This window comes from Streptomyces sp. CNQ085, from assembly GCF_022614595.1.
Lineage (GTDB): Bacteria > Actinomycetota > Actinomycetes > Streptomycetales > Streptomycetaceae > Streptomyces.
In genome coordinates this window covers 1-16,419 of sequence record NZ_JAJFAU010000111.1, presented here as the reverse complement: position 1 = coordinate 16,419, position 16,419 = coordinate 1, and the positions used below count along the sequence as shown (strand labels likewise).

Genomic DNA, 16,419 nt, shown 5'->3' with positions numbered 1-16,419 from the left:
GGCTGGGCGGGGCGGACGTGCACGCGGCCACCTCCGGTGTGGCGCACTTCGCCTACGACGACGAGACCACCTGTCTGGAGGAGGTCCGCTACCTGCTGTCGCTGCTGCCGTCCAACAACCGGGAGCTGCCGCCGGCGGAGCAGAGCGACGACCCGCCGGACCGGCGCTGCGACTCCCTGCCGGACCTGGTGCCGACCGATGGCAATCGCTCGTACGACATGCGAGAGGTGGTGATGGAACTCGTGGACCGCGGAGACTTCCTGGAGGTCCACGCGGGGTGGGCTCCCAACATCGTCTGCGCGCTGGCCCGCCTGGACGGGCAGGTGGTGGGTATCGTCGCCAACCAGCCGGCGGTCATGGCCGGTGCGCTGGACATCAAGGCCAGCGAGAAGGGCGCGCGGTTCGTGCAGTTCTGCGACTCCTTCAGCATTCCGCTGGTGACCCTGGTGGACGTGCCCGGTTTCCTGCCGGGGGTGGACCAGGAGCACGAAGGGATCATCCGGCACGGCGCGAAGCTGCTGTACGCGTACTGCAACGCCACCGTGCCGCGGGTGTCGGTGGTGCTGCGCAAGGCCTACGGCGGTGCGTACATCGTGATGGACTCCCGTTCGATCGGCGCGGACATCGCCCTGTCCTGGCCCACGAACGAGATCGCCGTGATGGGGGCCGAGGGGGCTGCCAATGTCGTCTTCCGTCGGGAGATCGCGGTGGCCGACGACCCCGAGGCGGCGCGCGCACGGAAGATCGAGGAGTACCGATCCGAGTTGATCCACCCCTACTACGCCGCGGAGCGCGGTCTGGTCGACGACGTCATCGATCCGCGGGAAACCCGCTTGGCGCTGATCCGCTCGCTCGCGATGCTGCGCACCAAGGACGCGCCCCTGCCCCGGCGCAAGCACGGCAATCCTCCCCAGTGAGCGTTCCGACCGTGCCGGAGAGAGGACGAGAGCCACACGTATGAGCGACCCACAACCGTTGTACATCCATGTGGAAAGAGGCAATCCGAGCGCGGAGGAGCTGGCCGTGCTGACCGTGGTTCTGCTCGCCCGCACCTTCAAGGCCGCCCCCCGGCCCGGCGACGCGTGTGTGGACCGCCCGGCCGTCGCCCGCTGGCGCCGGCCGGAGCGGGCGAACGGTTTCGACGGTCCGCGCTCATGGTGCCGTCTCGGCTGATCCTCGTGCCCACCGCCACTGTCGCTGATGCCGGAAGGCCGGACACCGAGTCATGGGTCCGGCCTTCCGCGTGCCGAGTCCCGCGCGGTGCGTCAGCCCACGGGGGAAGTGGACGTGTCACCCGGCTGCGGAGACGACTGCTTCCCGGACGGCGTCCCCTCGTCCTCCTCCCGGGCGTCTCCGTCCCGCGGTGCGGTGGTCGGGGACTCCGGGCGGCCGGGCAGGAGGGGAGTCGTGGCCAGGATCACCAGGGCAACGGCGAAGACGAACCAGTACACGTTGTGGAAGGCGTCCATCGCGGTTCCGCTCCCCGTGGTGCCGACGCCCGCGGCCGTCAGAATGAGCGCGACACAGGCCACCCCGAGCGCTCCGCCGAGCTGGTTGAGGTTGTACAGCACGGAGCTGCCCTGCGGCACCTTCTCCGCAGGCAGGGTCCGGTACAGGGAACCCATGGTCGGCGCGCCGACGGCCCCCAGCCCCAGGCCGATGGCGAATGCGGCCGATGCCGACCACGTCTCGCTGCTCGTCGCGTCGATGAAGGCGAGGGCGACCGCGCCGAGTGCCGCCACGACCGCTCCTCCCTGAACCAGAGTGCGGGCTCCCATCCGGTCGCTGAGCCGTCCGGCGAAAGGCATGGCCAGCGCCGCCCCCAGACCCAGCGGGGCCACCAGCAGCCCGGCCGCGCGGGCGCCGTGGCCGTGCAGCATCTGGTAGTAGAGCGGCAGTGCGAACAGCCCGGCGTAGGTGCCCAGGCCCACCAGTCCCTGTACGGTCACGCTCGCGGAGAAGCTGCGACTGGTGAACAGCCGAACATCGATCAGCGGCTCCGTACGCCGGGTGCGCAGCGCGTGGAACACGTAAGCGCCGAGCAGGAGGAGCCCGATGGCCAGAGGGACGAGCACGGAGGGGGTGGTGAACCGGGCGTGCTCCCCGGCCTGCGAGAGGGCGAGGATTGTGGCCGCGAAACCCGGGGCCAGCAGTACGGCACCGATGACATCGAGGGGGGCGGTGGACTTCTTCGCGTCGGAGGGGTCGGCCGGGATGACCCGGACGGCAAGCAGGAGAGCAATGATCCCGATGGGCAGGTTGATGTAGAACATCGAGCGCCAGCCCATGGACTCCAACACCACTCCGCCCAGCACGGGTCCCAGCACCGGACCGAGCGAGAGCACCACGCCCATCATGCCCATGACCCGCCCGGCCCGGCCGGGACCTGCCGCTCGGGCGAGGATCACCAGGACCAGCGGATCGAGCACTCCGGCCCCGAAGCCCTGGACCACCCGGAAGACGATCAGGCTCCCCACGTCCCAAGCGAGTGCGGAGGCGAGCGAGCCCACCATGAACAGCACCAGTCCGAACAGCCAGAGCCTCTTGACCCCGTACCGGCCGACGGCCCAGCCGGTGACCGGAATGGTGACCGTGAGGGCGAGGAGATACGCCGTCGAGGCCCAACTGATCGCGTTGAGCGATGTGTCGAACTCCTCGGCGAGAGTGTCGGCCGCGACGGTGACCATGGTGCTGTCCAGGATCCCCATGATCCCGCCCAGCAGTGTCACGCCGATCAGCCGGAGCAGTCCGGCATCCAGGCGATCATCCCTGTTGTCTGACATGTCTCGGTGGCTCCCGTGGAGAGGCGAGGATTACTTGAACCAACCAGTTCAACATAGTGATCCGACTGGACCTGCTGCAACCGAATCGCTTACATCTTTGAACTAGTTGGTTCAAGCGCCTTAACCAGCTTGTATGATGACCCTGATGGAGTCGGTGCAGACCCGGGTGCGGGCCTGCGCGGTGTGTGTCGGGAGGAGAAGAGGGACGGCGGGTCCACCCGCACTCGGGATGGCCGCCCCTCGGGAAGTCGCCCTCGTCGCGTGCGCTGTGGCCGGCTCGCACGGTGGGAGCCGTCGGGGTCCGTACCGACTCGCGTACGCAACAGAAGAGGCTTGAGGATATGACCACGACCCTGATCACGGGTGCGAACAAGGGGCTCGGTCTGGAGACCGCCCGACGCCTGACCGAGGCCGGACACACCGTCTACCTGGGTGCGAGGGATCAGCACCGCGGCCGGGTGGCGGCAGGCGTAGCCGGCGCACGGTTCCTGCAGCTCGATGTCACCAGTGAGGAGTCCGTCAGGGCGGCGGCGGAACGCATCCGTCGGCAGGTGGGACACCTGGACATCCTCGTCAATAACGCCGGAATCACCGGCCCGCTGAAAGAGTCGGCCGAGATGACGGCCGACGACGTGAGGGAGGTCTATGAGACCAATGTCTTCGGGGTCGTACGCGTCACCCAGGCCTTCCTGCCGCTGCTCCGAAACGGCACCCGTCCCGCCGTTGTGAATGTCAGCAGCGGGCTGGGCTCGCTGGCTATAGCCGGCGAGCCGGAACGCTTCGCGTCCCTGTTGCCCGTCTACTACCCGAGTCTCGGTTACAACTCCTCCAAAGCGGCTCTCAACATGCTCACCGCCCAGTACGCGAAGGTGTTTCCCTCCATCATCTTCAACGCCGTCGACCCCGGCTGGACCGCCACCGATCTGAACGGCCATGCCGGCGCCCAGACCGTTGAGGAGGGAGCCGAGGTGATCGTGCGAATGGCGATGGCGGGCGGTACCGCCCCCACCGGGGGATTCGTCGGGAACTCCGGCCCCGTTCCCTGGTGAGAGCTCTGGGCCCGGGGAGAATCGCGTCCAAAGCGCTTTCCCCGTACATATCACCGCACGTGGCCGGACCCTGTGCCGTGTGCTCGGAGCTCGTGGCGTGATCATGGGCGGTCGACGGGTGTGGCCCGCCCTCCGCTGCGTATGCGGGAGGTGTCCGATCGGGGCCGGGTCCGGCCGGTTTCGTCGATTGGGTCCCGCCAGCCGTGTTCGACGAGATCGTGCCGCGCGTCCTTGTCGGTCCCGCCGGAGTGACCGCAGGGGTTCTGACGGTATTTGACATTCATCTGACCTCGGAACGCTTGTGAGAGAAGGGCGCGGCGATGTTCCATGAACTCGCGTTCCCCCCCACCCTCTTTCCCCGCGACTACGGCCCCGGCCCGCGGAAAAGGAGCTCTCCATGGCCTTGCCGCCCCCCTTTTCCGTGGACGGCCGCCCGAGGGAGCCGCGGGCCGCGCTGCGGAATTCTGTGTCTTCGGGGTGGCCGCCGCCCTGTCTCCACCGCCTTGTGTGCCACCCCGGGGCCCGGCGATTCGAAATCGCCCGGGGTGATCCCATTGACGGTCGTCGCATCGGCGTCGGGTGTGCCGCGTCGATGGCTGAACGGCTACTCGTTGAGGGAGTTCCGGACCGCACCGCATCACCTTCAACAGCTCGACGGTGACGCTCGATGCTCCCCTGGGCGTTCGGGACGCCGTCGCAGCACGAACCCCGCGTCGAGGAGGACGCCGTGACCGCAGCCGTGGCCGTGATCGGCGCCGGGTACGCCGGAGTGACCGTGGCGAGGGCTCTGGACGACATCGTCGACGTCGTCCTGGTCGAGCCCCGTGACGCATTCGTTCACAACCTGGCCGTACTGCGGGGCGTCACGGACCGCGACTGGACCGAGCGGATCTTCATACCCTACGACAGACTCCTGACGCGTGGCCGGGTCTGTCGGGATCGGGCGGTTGAGGTCTCCGCGACCGCCGTCAGGCCGACCTCCGGCGAGGTGTTGGACAGAAGGAGTAGGCCGGGACAGGCGCGACCGCGTCCCCGGACTCCGGCCCCGGTCGTGCCCGGGCACAGCGGGTCACGGAGCGGACCACATGACTTTTCGCTTATCTGACAATTATTGCAGGTCTCCTTGAAAAGGGAACTTGAAAAGGGGCGGGAGGATTCCGAGGATAGTGGCCGTCGTCTCCGCTTGATTTCCGTCCACGGAACGGTGCGGTAAGTGATTTCCAGGCCGTCGGCTCTCCGGAAGGAAATGTATGGATGCTTCGGTGGTCATTGTGGGGGCGGGGCCCGCAGGGCTCATGCTTGCCGGGGAACTCCGTCTCGCGGGAGTTGACGTAATCGTTCTGGAGCGCCATCCCAGCCGTACCGGGGAGTCCCGCGGGATCGGCTTCACAACCCGCACCATGGAGGTGCTCGACCAGCGAGGTCTGCTGCGCCGCCTCGGTGAGTACCAGACCAGCGACGCGGGACATTTCGGAGGCCAGCCGCTGGACATCGGTGTGCTGGGCGCTGCCCACAGTCCGGCCAGGACCGTCCCGCAGTCGGTCACCGAGGAGGCCCTGGAATCCTGGGCGACCGAACTCGGGGCCGACATCAGACGCGATCACGTTTTCCTTGCCCTGGAGAACACGGGAGACTTCGTCAAGGCGAAGGTGCGCGGACCCGGCGGGGAAGAAGTCCTGAAGGCCCACTACCTCGTCGGATGCGACGGTGGCCGTAGCAGCGTACGCAAGGCGGCCGGATTCGACTTCCCCGGAACCGCCGCGACGACCGAGATGTTGCTCGCCGACATCCGCAACGTCGAGCTGGAGCCACGCATGACCGGCCGGCAGGTCGGCGACGGCTTCATCATGGTCGCCAAGCTCGCCCGTGGAGTGCATCGCATCATCGTCGGGGAACGCGGCATACCACCGAGGCGACGCACCGGTCCGCCCTCCTTCGGCGAGGTCGCCGACCTCTGGAAACGGCTCACCGGGGATGACATATCGCACGCCGAACCCGTCTGGGTCAGTGCGTTCAGTGACGCGACCCGGCAGGTCACCGTGTACCGCCGGGGCCGGGTGCTGCTGGCGGGCGACGCCGCCCACGTGCACCTGCCGGCCGGTGGGCAGGGAATGAACACCAGCATTCAGGACTCGTTCAATCTGGGCTGGAAGCTGGCGGCCGTCCTCAAGGGAACCGCACCCGTATCCCTCCTCGACACGTACCACACCGAGCGCCACGAAGCAGGGCGCCGGATGCTGGACAACACCCGGGCGCAGAGCCTCCTCGTCCTCGGCGGCACCGAGATGCAACCCTTGAGGGACGTGCTCTCCGAACTGATCGAGTACCCCGAGGTGGCCGCGCACCTGGCGGCCAAGGTCAGCGGGCTGGACATCCACTACGACATCGGTGGCGGCACCAACCCCCTGCTCGGTCGGCGGATGCCGCACCTGCCGGTGAAGGTCGGGAACCATCGGACCAGCAGCACCGAACTGCTGCGCCACGGCCGGGGCGTGCTCCTCGACCTCACCGACAACGCCTGGCTGCGGCGCAGGGCCGATGGCTGGCGGGCGCGCATCGACATCGTGACCGCCGTCCCGGAAACCCTGCCCGACGACACCTTCCTCGCCGGTACCACCGCCGTACTGCTGCGCCCCGACGGGTACGTCGCCTGGGCCGCGCCCAACAGCCACCACGGGCTGAACGCCGCCCTGGAACGCTGGTTCGGTCCCCCCGTCCCTCGAGTAGCCGGAGCACGTCGGTGACGCCGGGCACCGCTCCCGCAGCAGAGGCCACTGCGGATACGGAGGTCATCGTGGTCGGCGCGGGCCCGGTCGGGCTGCTGCTCGCCGGTGAGCTGCGCGCGCACGGCGCACGGGTCGTCGTACTGGAACGGCTGGCCGCGCCGACGGAGGAATCACGGGCCTCGATCCTGCACGCCCGGACGATGGAGATCTTCGAGGAGCGTGGCGTCCTGGACCGGCTGGGTCCCCTCCCCGCCGCCGGCCCCGGGCATTTCGGCGGGATCCGCTTCGACCTGGAGGTGGCGGACGAGGAACACCCGTACGCGGGCCAGTGGGAGTGTCTCCAGCCCCGGCTCGAGGCAGTACTGCAGCGGCGTGCGGTCGAACTGGGAGCCGATCTCCGACGCGGACACACGCTGACCGGTCTGGAGCAGTCGGCGGGAGGCGTGCGGGTGCGCGTGCTCGGGCCGTTCGGTCCGTACGAACTCACAGCCGCCTATACCGCCGGATGCGACGGCGGAAACAGCACCGTGCGCGACCTCGCGGGTTTCGAGTTCGCCGGGCGGGACGCGGACAAGGAGATGCTGCGGGCCGATGTGGCCGGCATCGCCATACCCGACCGGCGTCTGCGGCGCTACCCCGGCGGGGTCGCGACGGCGTACCGCAGGCCCGACGGCCACACGCGCCTGATGATCCACCGATACGCCGGACGGCCGGGGCCCGCATCGGACGAACCCGACTTCGCCGAGGTCGTCCGTGCCTGGAAGGAAGTGACCGGCGAGGACCTCGGCCACGGCGAACCGGTATGGCTCAACCGCTTCGGCAACGCCTCCCGGCAGGTCATCGAGTACCGGCGCGGCCGGGTGCTGCTTGCCGGCGACGCCGCCCACGTACAGATGCCCATCGGTGGGCAGGCGCTCAACCTCGGCCTGCAGGACGCGGCCGATCTCGGTTGGAAACTCGCACGCCAGGCCACGGGCCGAGCCCGTCCCGGACTCCTTGACACCTACCACGAGGAGCGGCACCCAGCGGGCGCCCGCACGCTGACCGGCATCCAGGCACAGGCGCGGCTGTTGTTCGGTGCACAGGAGGTCACCGCGCTGCGGGAGGTCTTCGGTGAACTCCTGGAGTTCACCGCTGTCCGCAGGCACCTCGCGCGCCGGATCAGCGGCCTCGACGTCCAGGGACAACCGCTTCCGTTCATCCGGCACACCCCGACCTCCGAAAGGTCTACCGTGGACAGGCTCACCGACAAGACAGCGCTCGTCACCGGCTCGAGCCGGGGCATCGGCAGGGCGACGGCGATCCGACTCGCTCGTGAGGGCGCGCTGGTCGCCGTCCACTACACCACCAACGAGCAAGCAGCAGAAGAAACCGTCGCCCTCATCGAGGAGGAGGGCGGATGCGCCTTCGCGGTCCGGGCGGAACTGGGCGTCCCCGGCGATGTGCATGAGCTGTTCCTGGGCCTGGAGCAAGGGCTCAAGGAGCGCATCGGCGAGAGCAGACTCGACATCCTCGTCAACAACGCGGGTGTGACCACGACCGGCCAGGCACCCGAGGATGTCACCCCCGAGGAGTTCGACCGCTACTTCGCGGTGAACGCCAAGGCGCCGTACTTCGTCGTACAGCGAGCCGTCGGGATCATGCCCGACGGAGGTCGCATCATCAACATCTCCTCCGGGCTCACCCGCACCGCCAATCCTGAGCAGGTCGCCTACTCCATGACCAAGGGAGCCGTCGAGCAACTCTCCTTGCACATGGCCCGCCACCTGGCGCCCCGCAAGATCACCGTCAACAGCGTGGCGCCCGGTATCACCGACAATGGCGGCGCCATCTTCGACGTGCCCGAGGCCGTCGAGGCCATGTCCCAGCTGTCGGCCTTCAAACGGGTCGGCGAGGCCGGTGACGTCGCCGATGTGGTGACGTTCCTCGCGACCGACGAGGCTCGCTGGATCACCGGGGCCTTCATCGACGCCACCGGTGGGACCCTGCTCGGCTGACCCGCCGTCCGGACGTGATTCCCGCTCCTGATCAGCCCGACCCGCCCAGTCAGCCAGAGAGGTGGCCATGCCCTCCGACACCGCCCGCATCGCCCTCGTGACCGGAGCCAACAAGGGAATCGGGCGCGCCGTCGCCCGACAACTCGCTGAACGGGGCATGGCTGTCTATCTCGGTGCCCGGGACGAGGAACGGGGCCGTGCCTGTGAGGAGGAACTGCGCGCCGACGGCCTGGACGTGCGGTTCCTCCACCTCGATGTCAAGAGCGACACCTCCGTCGTCCTCGCGGCCAAGCGGGTTGAGGGCGAGACCGGCGTGCTGCACGTCCTGGTCAACAACGCCGGCGTCGGCATTCCCGAACAGCCCCCGAGCCGGACGTCCGCCGACCTCGTACGCCACGTCTACGAAACGAACGTCTTCGGCGTCATCAGGGTGACCAACGCGTTTCTCCTGATGCTGCGGCGAGCGGAATCCGCCCGCATCGTCAATGTCAGCAGCTCAGTGGGTTCGATCACGGCTGCCGCCGCCAACCACGATCCAACCGGGGTGTTCCCGCCCGGCGCCTTTCCGGCCATGCTCGCGTACGGCACTTCCAAGGCAGCGCTCAACGCGGTCACCGTCACCTATGCCAACGAACTGCGCGACACCGGCATCCTCGTCAACGCCGCGTCCCCCGGTTTCGTGGCGACGGACATCAACGGACACAACGGATCACTCAGCGTCGAGCAGGGCGCTCACATCCCGGTGCTCCTCGCGACCCTGGACGGCGACGGCCCCACGGCCACGTTCCTGGGGGAGGACGGCACACCCGACGGACAGGCCCTGCCATGGTGAACCGGGTTGAGGGGCCGGGGGTCACCGCCCGCGCGCCCGTGCAATGGGGAGGGCGACGGTGGGCTCTGCTGTTCGTGCTGTCCGGCAACATGGTCCTCGACGCCATCGAGGTGTCCGTAGTCCTGATGGCGCTCCCCACGATCAGCGAGGTTCTCGGCCTGTCGCCTTGGGGGTCACAGTGGTTGATGAGCGGATTCGCGCTCGGTTTCGCCGCGATGCTGTTGCTCGGCCCACGCATCACCCGCTCCGGGCACCGGCGCCCCGTCTACCTGGGCGCGATGCTGCTGTTCGCCATGGCCTCGGCCGCGGGCGGCCTGACCGACAACGTGGCGTTACTGGTCGCCATCCGCGTGGTCAAGGGCTTCTGCGCCGCGCTCACCGCCCCGGCCGGTCTGGCCATCATCAACGACACCTTTCCGGAGGGTCCCCAGCGGCGCAGGGCGGTGTCGGTCTACTCGCTCTTCGGTGCGGCGGGCTTCACCATCGGACTGCTGCTCTCGGGGCTGCTGGTCGAATCGAGTTGGCGGTGGACGTTCCTGTTCCCGGCACCGGTCGCCCTGGTGCTGCTGCTCTGCGGGCTGTACGTTCTTCCGGGCGACCCCGTCGACAGGTCCTTCCAGCGCCCACCTCGGTTCGGTCTGCTGCGGGACCGCTCGTTGCTGCGCTCGTCCCTCGGGGCCGCCTCGCTCAACGGGACGTACCAGAGCATCCTGGTGCTGATGACCTTCCAGGCGCAGCGGCAACTGGGATGGAGTCCGTGGCAGACAGCTCTCGCCCTGCTGCCGGCCTGCGTTCCGTTGGCGGTGACCGTCCCCTTCGCCGACCGGCTCGTGGCGTCTTTCGGCACCACTCGGCTCATCACTCTCGGTGCCTTCCTCCCGTTCCTCGGTTACGTATTCTACCTGTGCGATTCCGAAGGACCGTACGCGACCGGCATGCTGCCGACCCTCCTGTTGGTCGAGTCCGGCTTCGTGTGCGCTTTCGCCGCGCTGAACATGCAGTCCACGGCCTCCGTCGAGACCGCGGACCGTGGCGGGGCGGTGTCGCTCTACCAGGCGTGCGTCCAGTTGGGCGCGGGGACGTTGCTGCCGCTGGTCGCCCTGCAACTCACGCTCTCCGAGAGCCACCGGCCCGCGTTGCTGCTCATCGCGGCAGCCGGGGCCCTGGGCCTGGCCGCCGCGCTCACAGGCCATCTCGAAAGGACAGGTCATGCCAGGACCTGATGGTTTCCATCGCTCAGGGGTGGGGGCCACATTCGTCGCCACGAGGTACGTGCCCGACGCCGCGGCGGGTCGGCGACTGCTGGACGACATCGCCGGTCAGTGGAGTCGCGTCCCGCGGCCCGCGGGGATCCTGTCACTGGGCCTCCACCTCGACACCGGGGGGGGGGCAGACCGCCCTCGTCGTCGCGCAGTGCACGGTTCCGTCCGCCTACCGCCGGTTCATTCGCTCGCTGACCGGGTCGGCCGCGGTCGAGGCCGCCGAGTACCGGCCCTACCGCAGCGTGGTGCTCGATCCGGACCCCGTGGTGCCCGGCTGTGCGGTGGTGGCGACGTTCGAAACCGACGGGCCCGACCGCCAGCGGCGCATCATTGACGCGCTCTGCGACTCACTGGAGTCCCAGTCGGCCGGCATCCGTTCCGGAATGCTGTCCGCCAACTTCCACGTCACCCCAGATGGCACCCGAGTGCTGAACTACGCCGAGTGGAGCACCGACGAGGCGCACATCGCGTTCTTGGACGAGCCGGGTAGAGATGCGATTTTCCGTATCAGCTCCGAGGTGCCCGGCGTCCGTCCGATCGGATTCAAGAGATTTCACCGACATCTATTTCTGACAAACTTTTGATGAACCAATGCCTGGATTTGACGATAACGCGGAGAAGGGTGATGGAGGCCGAATTGGCGATGCCGTAGGATCGGCGGCAGCCGCCGAATTGTAGATCTCGTTGATTTTTGCACCGGGAGGATTTCCGAAATGGTCAATCAGCTGCTCGAATCATCCGTAAGCCCCGGGCCGATCATGGGAGTCGTGGTTGGCTACTGGCAGGCGAGGATCCTCCTCACAGCCGTGGAGAGCGACGTTTTCACCGAACTGTCGGCCTCGCCGGCGACTGCGGAGGAGCTCGGTAAGCGTCTCGGTCTCACGATGCCCGCCACCGGCGATTTCCTCGTCGGTCTCGTTCACCTGGGCCTGCTGGAGATGACCGACGACATGTTCACCAACACTGCCGTCTCGGAACGCTTCCTCGTCCGCGGTCGTGCCGAGTACCTGGGAGGCTACCTGCGCTTCTGCGACAAGGAGCTGAATCCCGCGTGGGACGGCCTGAGCACCACGCTGCGCACCGGCAGGCCCCACAACCCTGCCGCGATCGAGGGGAACCCGTACGACACGCTGTACCGGGACGCGGAGGCCACCGAGGCCTTCCTCAACAGCATGGATCTGCTCAACACGCCCGTCGCACTGGGCATGAGCCGCCTCGACTGGAGCCCCTACACTTCGTTCGTGGACGTCGGCGGCGCCCGGGGGAACTTCGCGCACCACGTGGTCGCCCGGAATCCCCACCTGACCAGTACCGTATTCGACCTGCCCCCGCTGGAGCGGGAATTCATCCGGCACATGGCCAAGCTCGGTGCCCCCTCGTCGCTCTCCTTCCAGGGCGGGGACTTTTTCAAGGACAAGCTCCCCGAGGCCGACGTGCTCGTTTTCGGACACGTTCTGCACAACTGGGGGGGAGAGGACCGCGTCCGACTGTTGCGTAACGCCTACGAGGCGGTACGACCCGGCGGAGCGGTGTTCGTCTACGACCCAATGGCCGGCGGCGACAAGCCGCCGATGAACGCGGTGCTGGCCAGCCTGGCCATGCACGTCTGGTCACGCGGGGGTCACGAGTACTCGGTGGCCGAGTGCCACGGCTGGCTGAAGGAAGCCGGCTTCCGCCCCGAGACCGTCGAGGTCGCCGACCTCCACGACGACGTCTTGGTCGTCGGCCACAAAGATCGCTGAGTCCTCCCACCACAAGGAGCCCTGGATGTCCGTCTCAGTCGGCGTGCGGCCGGTCATCGACCGCACCGATGTCCGCACCGCTTTCGTCGAAGAGGTCATCGCCGGTGACGCGCCGCGGCAGCGGGCCGCCGCGGCAGCTCTCGTCTCGCACTGGCGGCCCGACCGGTGGCCGGCGGGCTTACAGTCCCTCAACTGTTTCATCAGCACCGACGGCAACTCGTTGCTGACCTACTCCCAGTGGGCCTCGGCCGCGGCGTTGGACGAGGCCCTGCGCCGGGAGGAGAGCATTCTGCGACCCGATTGGGAGGCGCTGGGCGTCCGCCCCGGACAGCCCGCGGCGTACGAGCTCTACCGTGTCGTCCGCCCTCTGAAGCTACCCGATCCCATGCCGGTGACGGGGTGCTACCCCGCAGCTGTCTTCGCCATGAACGGTCACGAGGCGGCGCGCGAGTGGATCGACGGACTCCTCGGCTCCGAGGAAGAGACCGAGGGGGAGGAGCGGGCCTACCCGGGGGCGCTCGCCGCGCACTTCCACGTCGCCTCGGACGGCACCGGCGTCTTCCTGCTGTCGGAATGGGCCTCCGAGCCGGAGGCTGCCGCCCACATCACCGAGGTGATCGAGCCTCTCCTGGAGCACATGGGGCAGGGGGGGCCGGAGCGGGCGCCCGTTACCGCTTCTACGCGGGGTTGTCCGCGCCGCAGCGGGGCGGAGGAACCGGAGATGAGGCCGGCCTGACGTGACGGCGGTGCAGACGCGTGAACGACGGACCCGTACCCGGAGGATCACATGGGCAGGTTGCAGAACAAGACCGCGCTCGTAACGGGCGCCAGCCGGGGGATTGGCCGCGCTATCGCGCTACGGCTCGCCGCGGACGGCGCCTCTGTGGTCGTGCATTATGCGACCAGCGAAACCGCAGCGGCAGAGACCGTGGCCCTCATCGAGGAGAAGGGCGGCCGGGCCTTCACCGCCCCGGCGCTGCTCGGTCGGCCCGGTGCGGTGGAGCAACTGGCCGTGGCGGTGGAGGAGGGGCTCTCCGAGTACACCGGCGGAATGTCACTCGACATCCTCGTCAACAACGCGGCCGCCACGGGTTTCGCCGGTGCCATGCCGGACGCGGTGACCGAGGAGACGCTCGACAACTGCTACGCGGTCAACGCGAAAGCACCGTTCCTCCTCGTCCAGCGGTTTCTGGATCTGATTCCCGACGGCGGGCGGATCATCAACATCTCCTCCGGCATGACGCGCTCCGCCATGCCCCGGCAGATCGCCTACGCGATGAGCAAGGGGGCCCTGGAACAGATCACCCTGCACATGGCCCCGGTCCTGGCGGTGCGAGGCATCACGATCAACACCGTCGCTCCGGGGGTGACGAACAACGGCGACGCCGTCTTCGAAAGCCCAGAGGCCCTTGAGGAGATGTCGGCGCTGTCGGTGTTCAACCGGGTGGGCAGAGTGTCGGACATCGCGGACATCGTCGCCTTCGTGGCGTCCGACGATTCCCGTTGGATGACGGGCTCCTTCATCGACGCGACCGGCGGAACACTGCTCGGCTGACCGAAACAGGGAAACAGAATGCACGCACAGAGCACGAAGCCGGCGGCGGTGGATTTCGCTCACACGGAGCGGGGCGAGGCCGCAAAACCGGCGAAGAGCCGGGTCGGGAATGTCGAACCGCCGAGGACCGAAGGAGCGTTGATCGAATATTCCGCCCACAGGGGCAGTCGCCCCGGGGCTTCCCGCACGCCACGAGGTCTTCCACTCCGAAGAGGACGTGGCCTGTCGGCAGAAGGGTGAGGTCCGCGTCGGCGGCGACATGGCGTCGCCCGTCATCGACCGGACCCATCGGTTCACCGGTAAACCTCGAACGACGGTCTTGAACAAGGTCGAATGTGGTGTGCCGCGAGCGGAAGCGGTCGCCACGCGGCTGGCTACGAGTCACGGCCGTCAGGACGTCCCAACGCGCGGGCGAGGCGTCACCCGACGCATCAGGCACCCCGTGCCGGGCCACCCCGGACCCGGCGTTGGGATCCACACGCGCGCCGATGCCGCAATCACCGAACCCGCCAAGGAGTTCCCATGTCCCGCCGCCTGTTCACCTCGGAATCCGTGACCGAGGGTCACCCCGACAAGATCGCCGATCAGATCAGCGACACCATTCTCGACGCCCTGCTGGAGCAGGACCCGGCCTCCCGTGTGGCGGTGGAGACGCTGATCACCACCGGTCTGGTGCACGTGGCCGGGGAGGTGACCACCGCCGCGTACGCCGCCTACGAGACCCGGGTGGAGGGCGATGAGGACGAGCTGGACCGGCAGGGCGCCGGCGACCAGGGTCTGATGTTCGGCTACGCGTGCGACGAGACCCCGGAGCTGATGCCGCTGCCGGTCCAGCTGGCCCACCGCCTCTCCCGGCGGCTGAGCGAGGTGCGCAAGAACGGCACCATCCCCTATCTGCACCCGGACGGCAAGACGCAGGTGACCATCGAGTACGCCGGTGACAAGGCGGTGCGGCTGGACACGGTGGTGGTCTCCTCCCAGCACGCTTCCGACATCGATCTGGACTCGCTGCTGGCCCCCGACATCTTCGGCCGCGAACTGCCGGACTTCACCCGGGAACGCACCGACCGCACCGAAGCCCTCCGCATGACGGCGGGAATCTGAGATGCGCATCGCCGTCACGGGATCGATCGCGACCGACCATCTCATGGTCTTCCCCGGCCGCTTCGCGGAACAACTGATCGGGGAGCGGGCCGAGCACGTCTCCTTGTCCTTCCTCGCTGATCGCATGGAGATCCGGCGGGGAGGCGTGGGCGCCAACATCGCCGTCGGTCTCGGTCGATTGGGCCTGCGACCCGCGCTCGTGGGCGCCGCGGGTGTCGACTTCTCCGAGTACGCACCCCGGTTACGCGACGCCGGCGTGGACATCCAATCGGTCCGTTTCAGTGACACGCTGCACACCGCGCGTTTCGTGTGTACAACCGACAATGACCAGAACCAGATAGCAACGTTCTATGCGGGTGCGATGGCCGAGGCCGGCGGGATCGACCTTGCCGAGACCCATGCGAGACTGGGCGGCCTGGAGCTGGTCATCGTAGGTGCCGACGACCCTGAAGCGATGCTCCGTCACACAGCCACCGCTCATGCGCTGGGCGTTCCGGTCGCGGCCGATCCCTCCCAGCAGTTGGCCAGCCTCGACACCGAACGGACGCGGCGGTTGATCGCCGGAGCGGAGTTGCTCTTCACCAACGGGTACGAAAGTGCTCTGCTGCGCGAGCGTACCGGCTGGAGCCAGACGGAGATCCTGGAACGGGTGGGGGTCTGGATCGTGACACGTGGTGCCGAGGGCGTTGGCCTCACCACCGCCCGAGGCCTGCGCCGGGACATCCCCGCCGTACCGACGGACCACGTGGCCGACCCGACCGGTGGAGGCGACGCCTTCCGCGCTGGATTTCTGGCGGGTCTGGCGTGGCGGCTGTCGTACGAATGTGCGGCGCAGCTTGGCTGCGCTCTGGCCACGGTGGTGCTCGAGTCGGTCGGTACCCAGGAGTACAAGCTGCTCCCGGACGATCTGCTTGCCCGTATCGACCGGTGCTACGGCCCCGAAGCAGTCCGGGAGATCGAACCGCGACTGGTGGGAACGGCATGAGTGGAAAACGGCCTCCACACACCGGTGCCCCGCGTGCGGAGTTGGAGGGCGGGTTCGCGCTGAAGTACCACGGGTTCCGCTTCCACCCGGACTGCGGGACCCGCTCCGCCCCGGGGAACCTGGGCAAGCCCGCCGGCCTGCCGCGATCTGAACGGATCGGCGCGAAACTCCCGGAAGAGTCCCTCCACTACCCCGAGGCCGAACACCCCAACACCGGAGCTCAGACATGACCGACACACTGCGCGAGGCGCTGGCGGGGGGTGAGCGCTCGTACTCCTTCGAGTTCTACGCGCCCAAGACGGAGAAGGGCGAGCGCACCCTCTGGAACGCCATCCGCCGTGTCGAGGCCGTCGCCCCCACCTTCGTGTCGGTGACCTACGGCGC

General features: G+C 68.2%; 15 protein-coding genes and 1 pseudogene. 15 read left to right on the top strand and 1 reads right to left on the bottom strand.

The genetic code is table 11. The annotated features are described in order from the left end of the window. Together LJ221_RS17605 and LJ221_RS17600 are read left to right on the top strand one after the other, a co-directional pair. Positions 1-917: acyl-CoA carboxylase subunit beta (locus tag LJ221_RS17605; protein WP_302852024.1), on the top strand; the 917-nt coding region annotated here is incomplete at its 5' end. Positions 918-957: 40 nt separating this feature from the next. Continuing rightward, the gene (locus LJ221_RS17600) at positions 958-1,173 is read left to right on the top strand and encodes an acyl-CoA carboxylase subunit epsilon (protein ID WP_241717688.1); all 216 of its coding nucleotides are present in this window, start codon (positions 958-960) and stop codon (positions 1,171-1,173) included. 92 nt (positions 1,174-1,265) lie between these two features. Here LJ221_RS17600 and LJ221_RS17595 read toward each other — a convergent pair whose 3' ends face one another. Then, positions 1,266-2,783 carry a DHA2 family efflux MFS transporter permease subunit gene (locus LJ221_RS17595; RefSeq protein WP_241717687.1) on the bottom strand — a complete coding sequence of 506 codons (1,518 nt, stop codon included), beginning with the start codon at positions 2,781-2,783 and terminating at the stop codon, positions 1,266-1,268. Positions 2,784-3,124: 341 nt separating this feature from the next. Between LJ221_RS17595 and LJ221_RS17590 the strand changes: the two genes are divergently transcribed. The 13 genes and pseudogenes from LJ221_RS17590 to LJ221_RS17530 all read left to right on the top strand — a co-directional run. Then, positions 3,125-3,832 (top strand): SDR family oxidoreductase, encoded by a 708-nt coding sequence (locus LJ221_RS17590; RefSeq protein ID WP_241717686.1) that lies wholly within the window; start codon positions 3,125-3,127, stop codon positions 3,830-3,832. A gap of 727 nt (positions 3,833-4,559) precedes the next feature. After that, complete coding sequence (locus tag LJ221_RS17585) at positions 4,560-4,937, top strand: hypothetical protein (RefSeq protein ID WP_241717685.1); 378 nt, start codon at positions 4,560-4,562, stop codon at positions 4,935-4,937. A gap of 145 nt (positions 4,938-5,082) precedes the next feature. After that, complete coding sequence (locus LJ221_RS17580; RefSeq protein WP_241717684.1) at positions 5,083-6,576, top strand: FAD-dependent monooxygenase; 1,494 nt, start codon at positions 5,083-5,085, stop codon at positions 6,574-6,576. Then, positions 6,573-8,555 carry an SDR family oxidoreductase gene (locus LJ221_RS17575; protein ID WP_241717683.1) on the top strand — a complete coding sequence of 661 codons (1,983 nt, stop codon included), beginning with the start codon at positions 6,573-6,575 and terminating at the stop codon, positions 8,553-8,555. The genes LJ221_RS17580 and LJ221_RS17575 overlap by 4 nt, the downstream gene beginning before the upstream one ends. 67 nt (positions 8,556-8,622) lie before the next feature. Beyond that, complete coding sequence (locus LJ221_RS17570; protein WP_241717682.1) at positions 8,623-9,387, top strand: SDR family oxidoreductase; 765 nt, start codon at positions 8,623-8,625, stop codon at positions 9,385-9,387. Then, positions 9,381-10,610, top strand: a complete 1,230-nt coding sequence (locus LJ221_RS17565; protein ID WP_241717681.1) for an MFS transporter — start codon at positions 9,381-9,383, stop codon at positions 10,608-10,610. Before LJ221_RS17570 ends, LJ221_RS17565 begins: the two co-directional genes overlap by 7 nt. Positions 10,611-10,894: 284 nt before the next feature. After that, the gene (locus LJ221_RS17560) at positions 10,895-11,233 is read left to right on the top strand and encodes an antibiotic biosynthesis monooxygenase (protein ID WP_241717680.1); all 339 of its coding nucleotides are present in this window, start codon (positions 10,895-10,897) and stop codon (positions 11,231-11,233) included. A gap of 129 nt (positions 11,234-11,362) precedes the next feature. Beyond that, on the top strand, positions 11,363-12,391 hold the full coding sequence (locus LJ221_RS17555; protein ID WP_241717679.1) for an acetylserotonin O-methyltransferase: 1,029 nt from the start codon (positions 11,363-11,365) through the stop codon (positions 12,389-12,391). 25 nt (positions 12,392-12,416) lie between these two features. Next, entirely contained in the window at positions 12,417-13,127 is a 711-nt protein-coding gene (locus LJ221_RS17550) for a hypothetical protein (RefSeq protein ID WP_241717678.1), read from the top strand. Between the two features lie 51 nt (positions 13,128-13,178). Beyond that, the gene (locus LJ221_RS17545) at positions 13,179-13,946 is read left to right on the top strand and encodes an SDR family NAD(P)-dependent oxidoreductase (protein WP_241717677.1); all 768 of its coding nucleotides are present in this window, start codon (positions 13,179-13,181) and stop codon (positions 13,944-13,946) included. 522 nt (positions 13,947-14,468) lie between these two features. After that, a pseudogene (locus tag LJ221_RS17540) lies at positions 14,469-14,972 on the top strand (S-adenosylmethionine synthetase N-terminal domain-containing protein); the annotation flags it as partial. 79 nt (positions 14,973-15,051) lie between these two features. Continuing rightward, a complete protein-coding gene (locus tag LJ221_RS17535) occupies positions 15,052-16,035 on the top strand; it encodes a carbohydrate kinase family protein (protein WP_241717676.1) in 984 nt (327 codons plus the stop codon). A 226-nt stretch (positions 16,036-16,261) separates the two neighbouring features. After that, on the top strand, positions 16,262-16,419 hold a 158-nt coding region (locus LJ221_RS17530; protein ID WP_241717689.1), incomplete at its 3' end, for a methylenetetrahydrofolate reductase.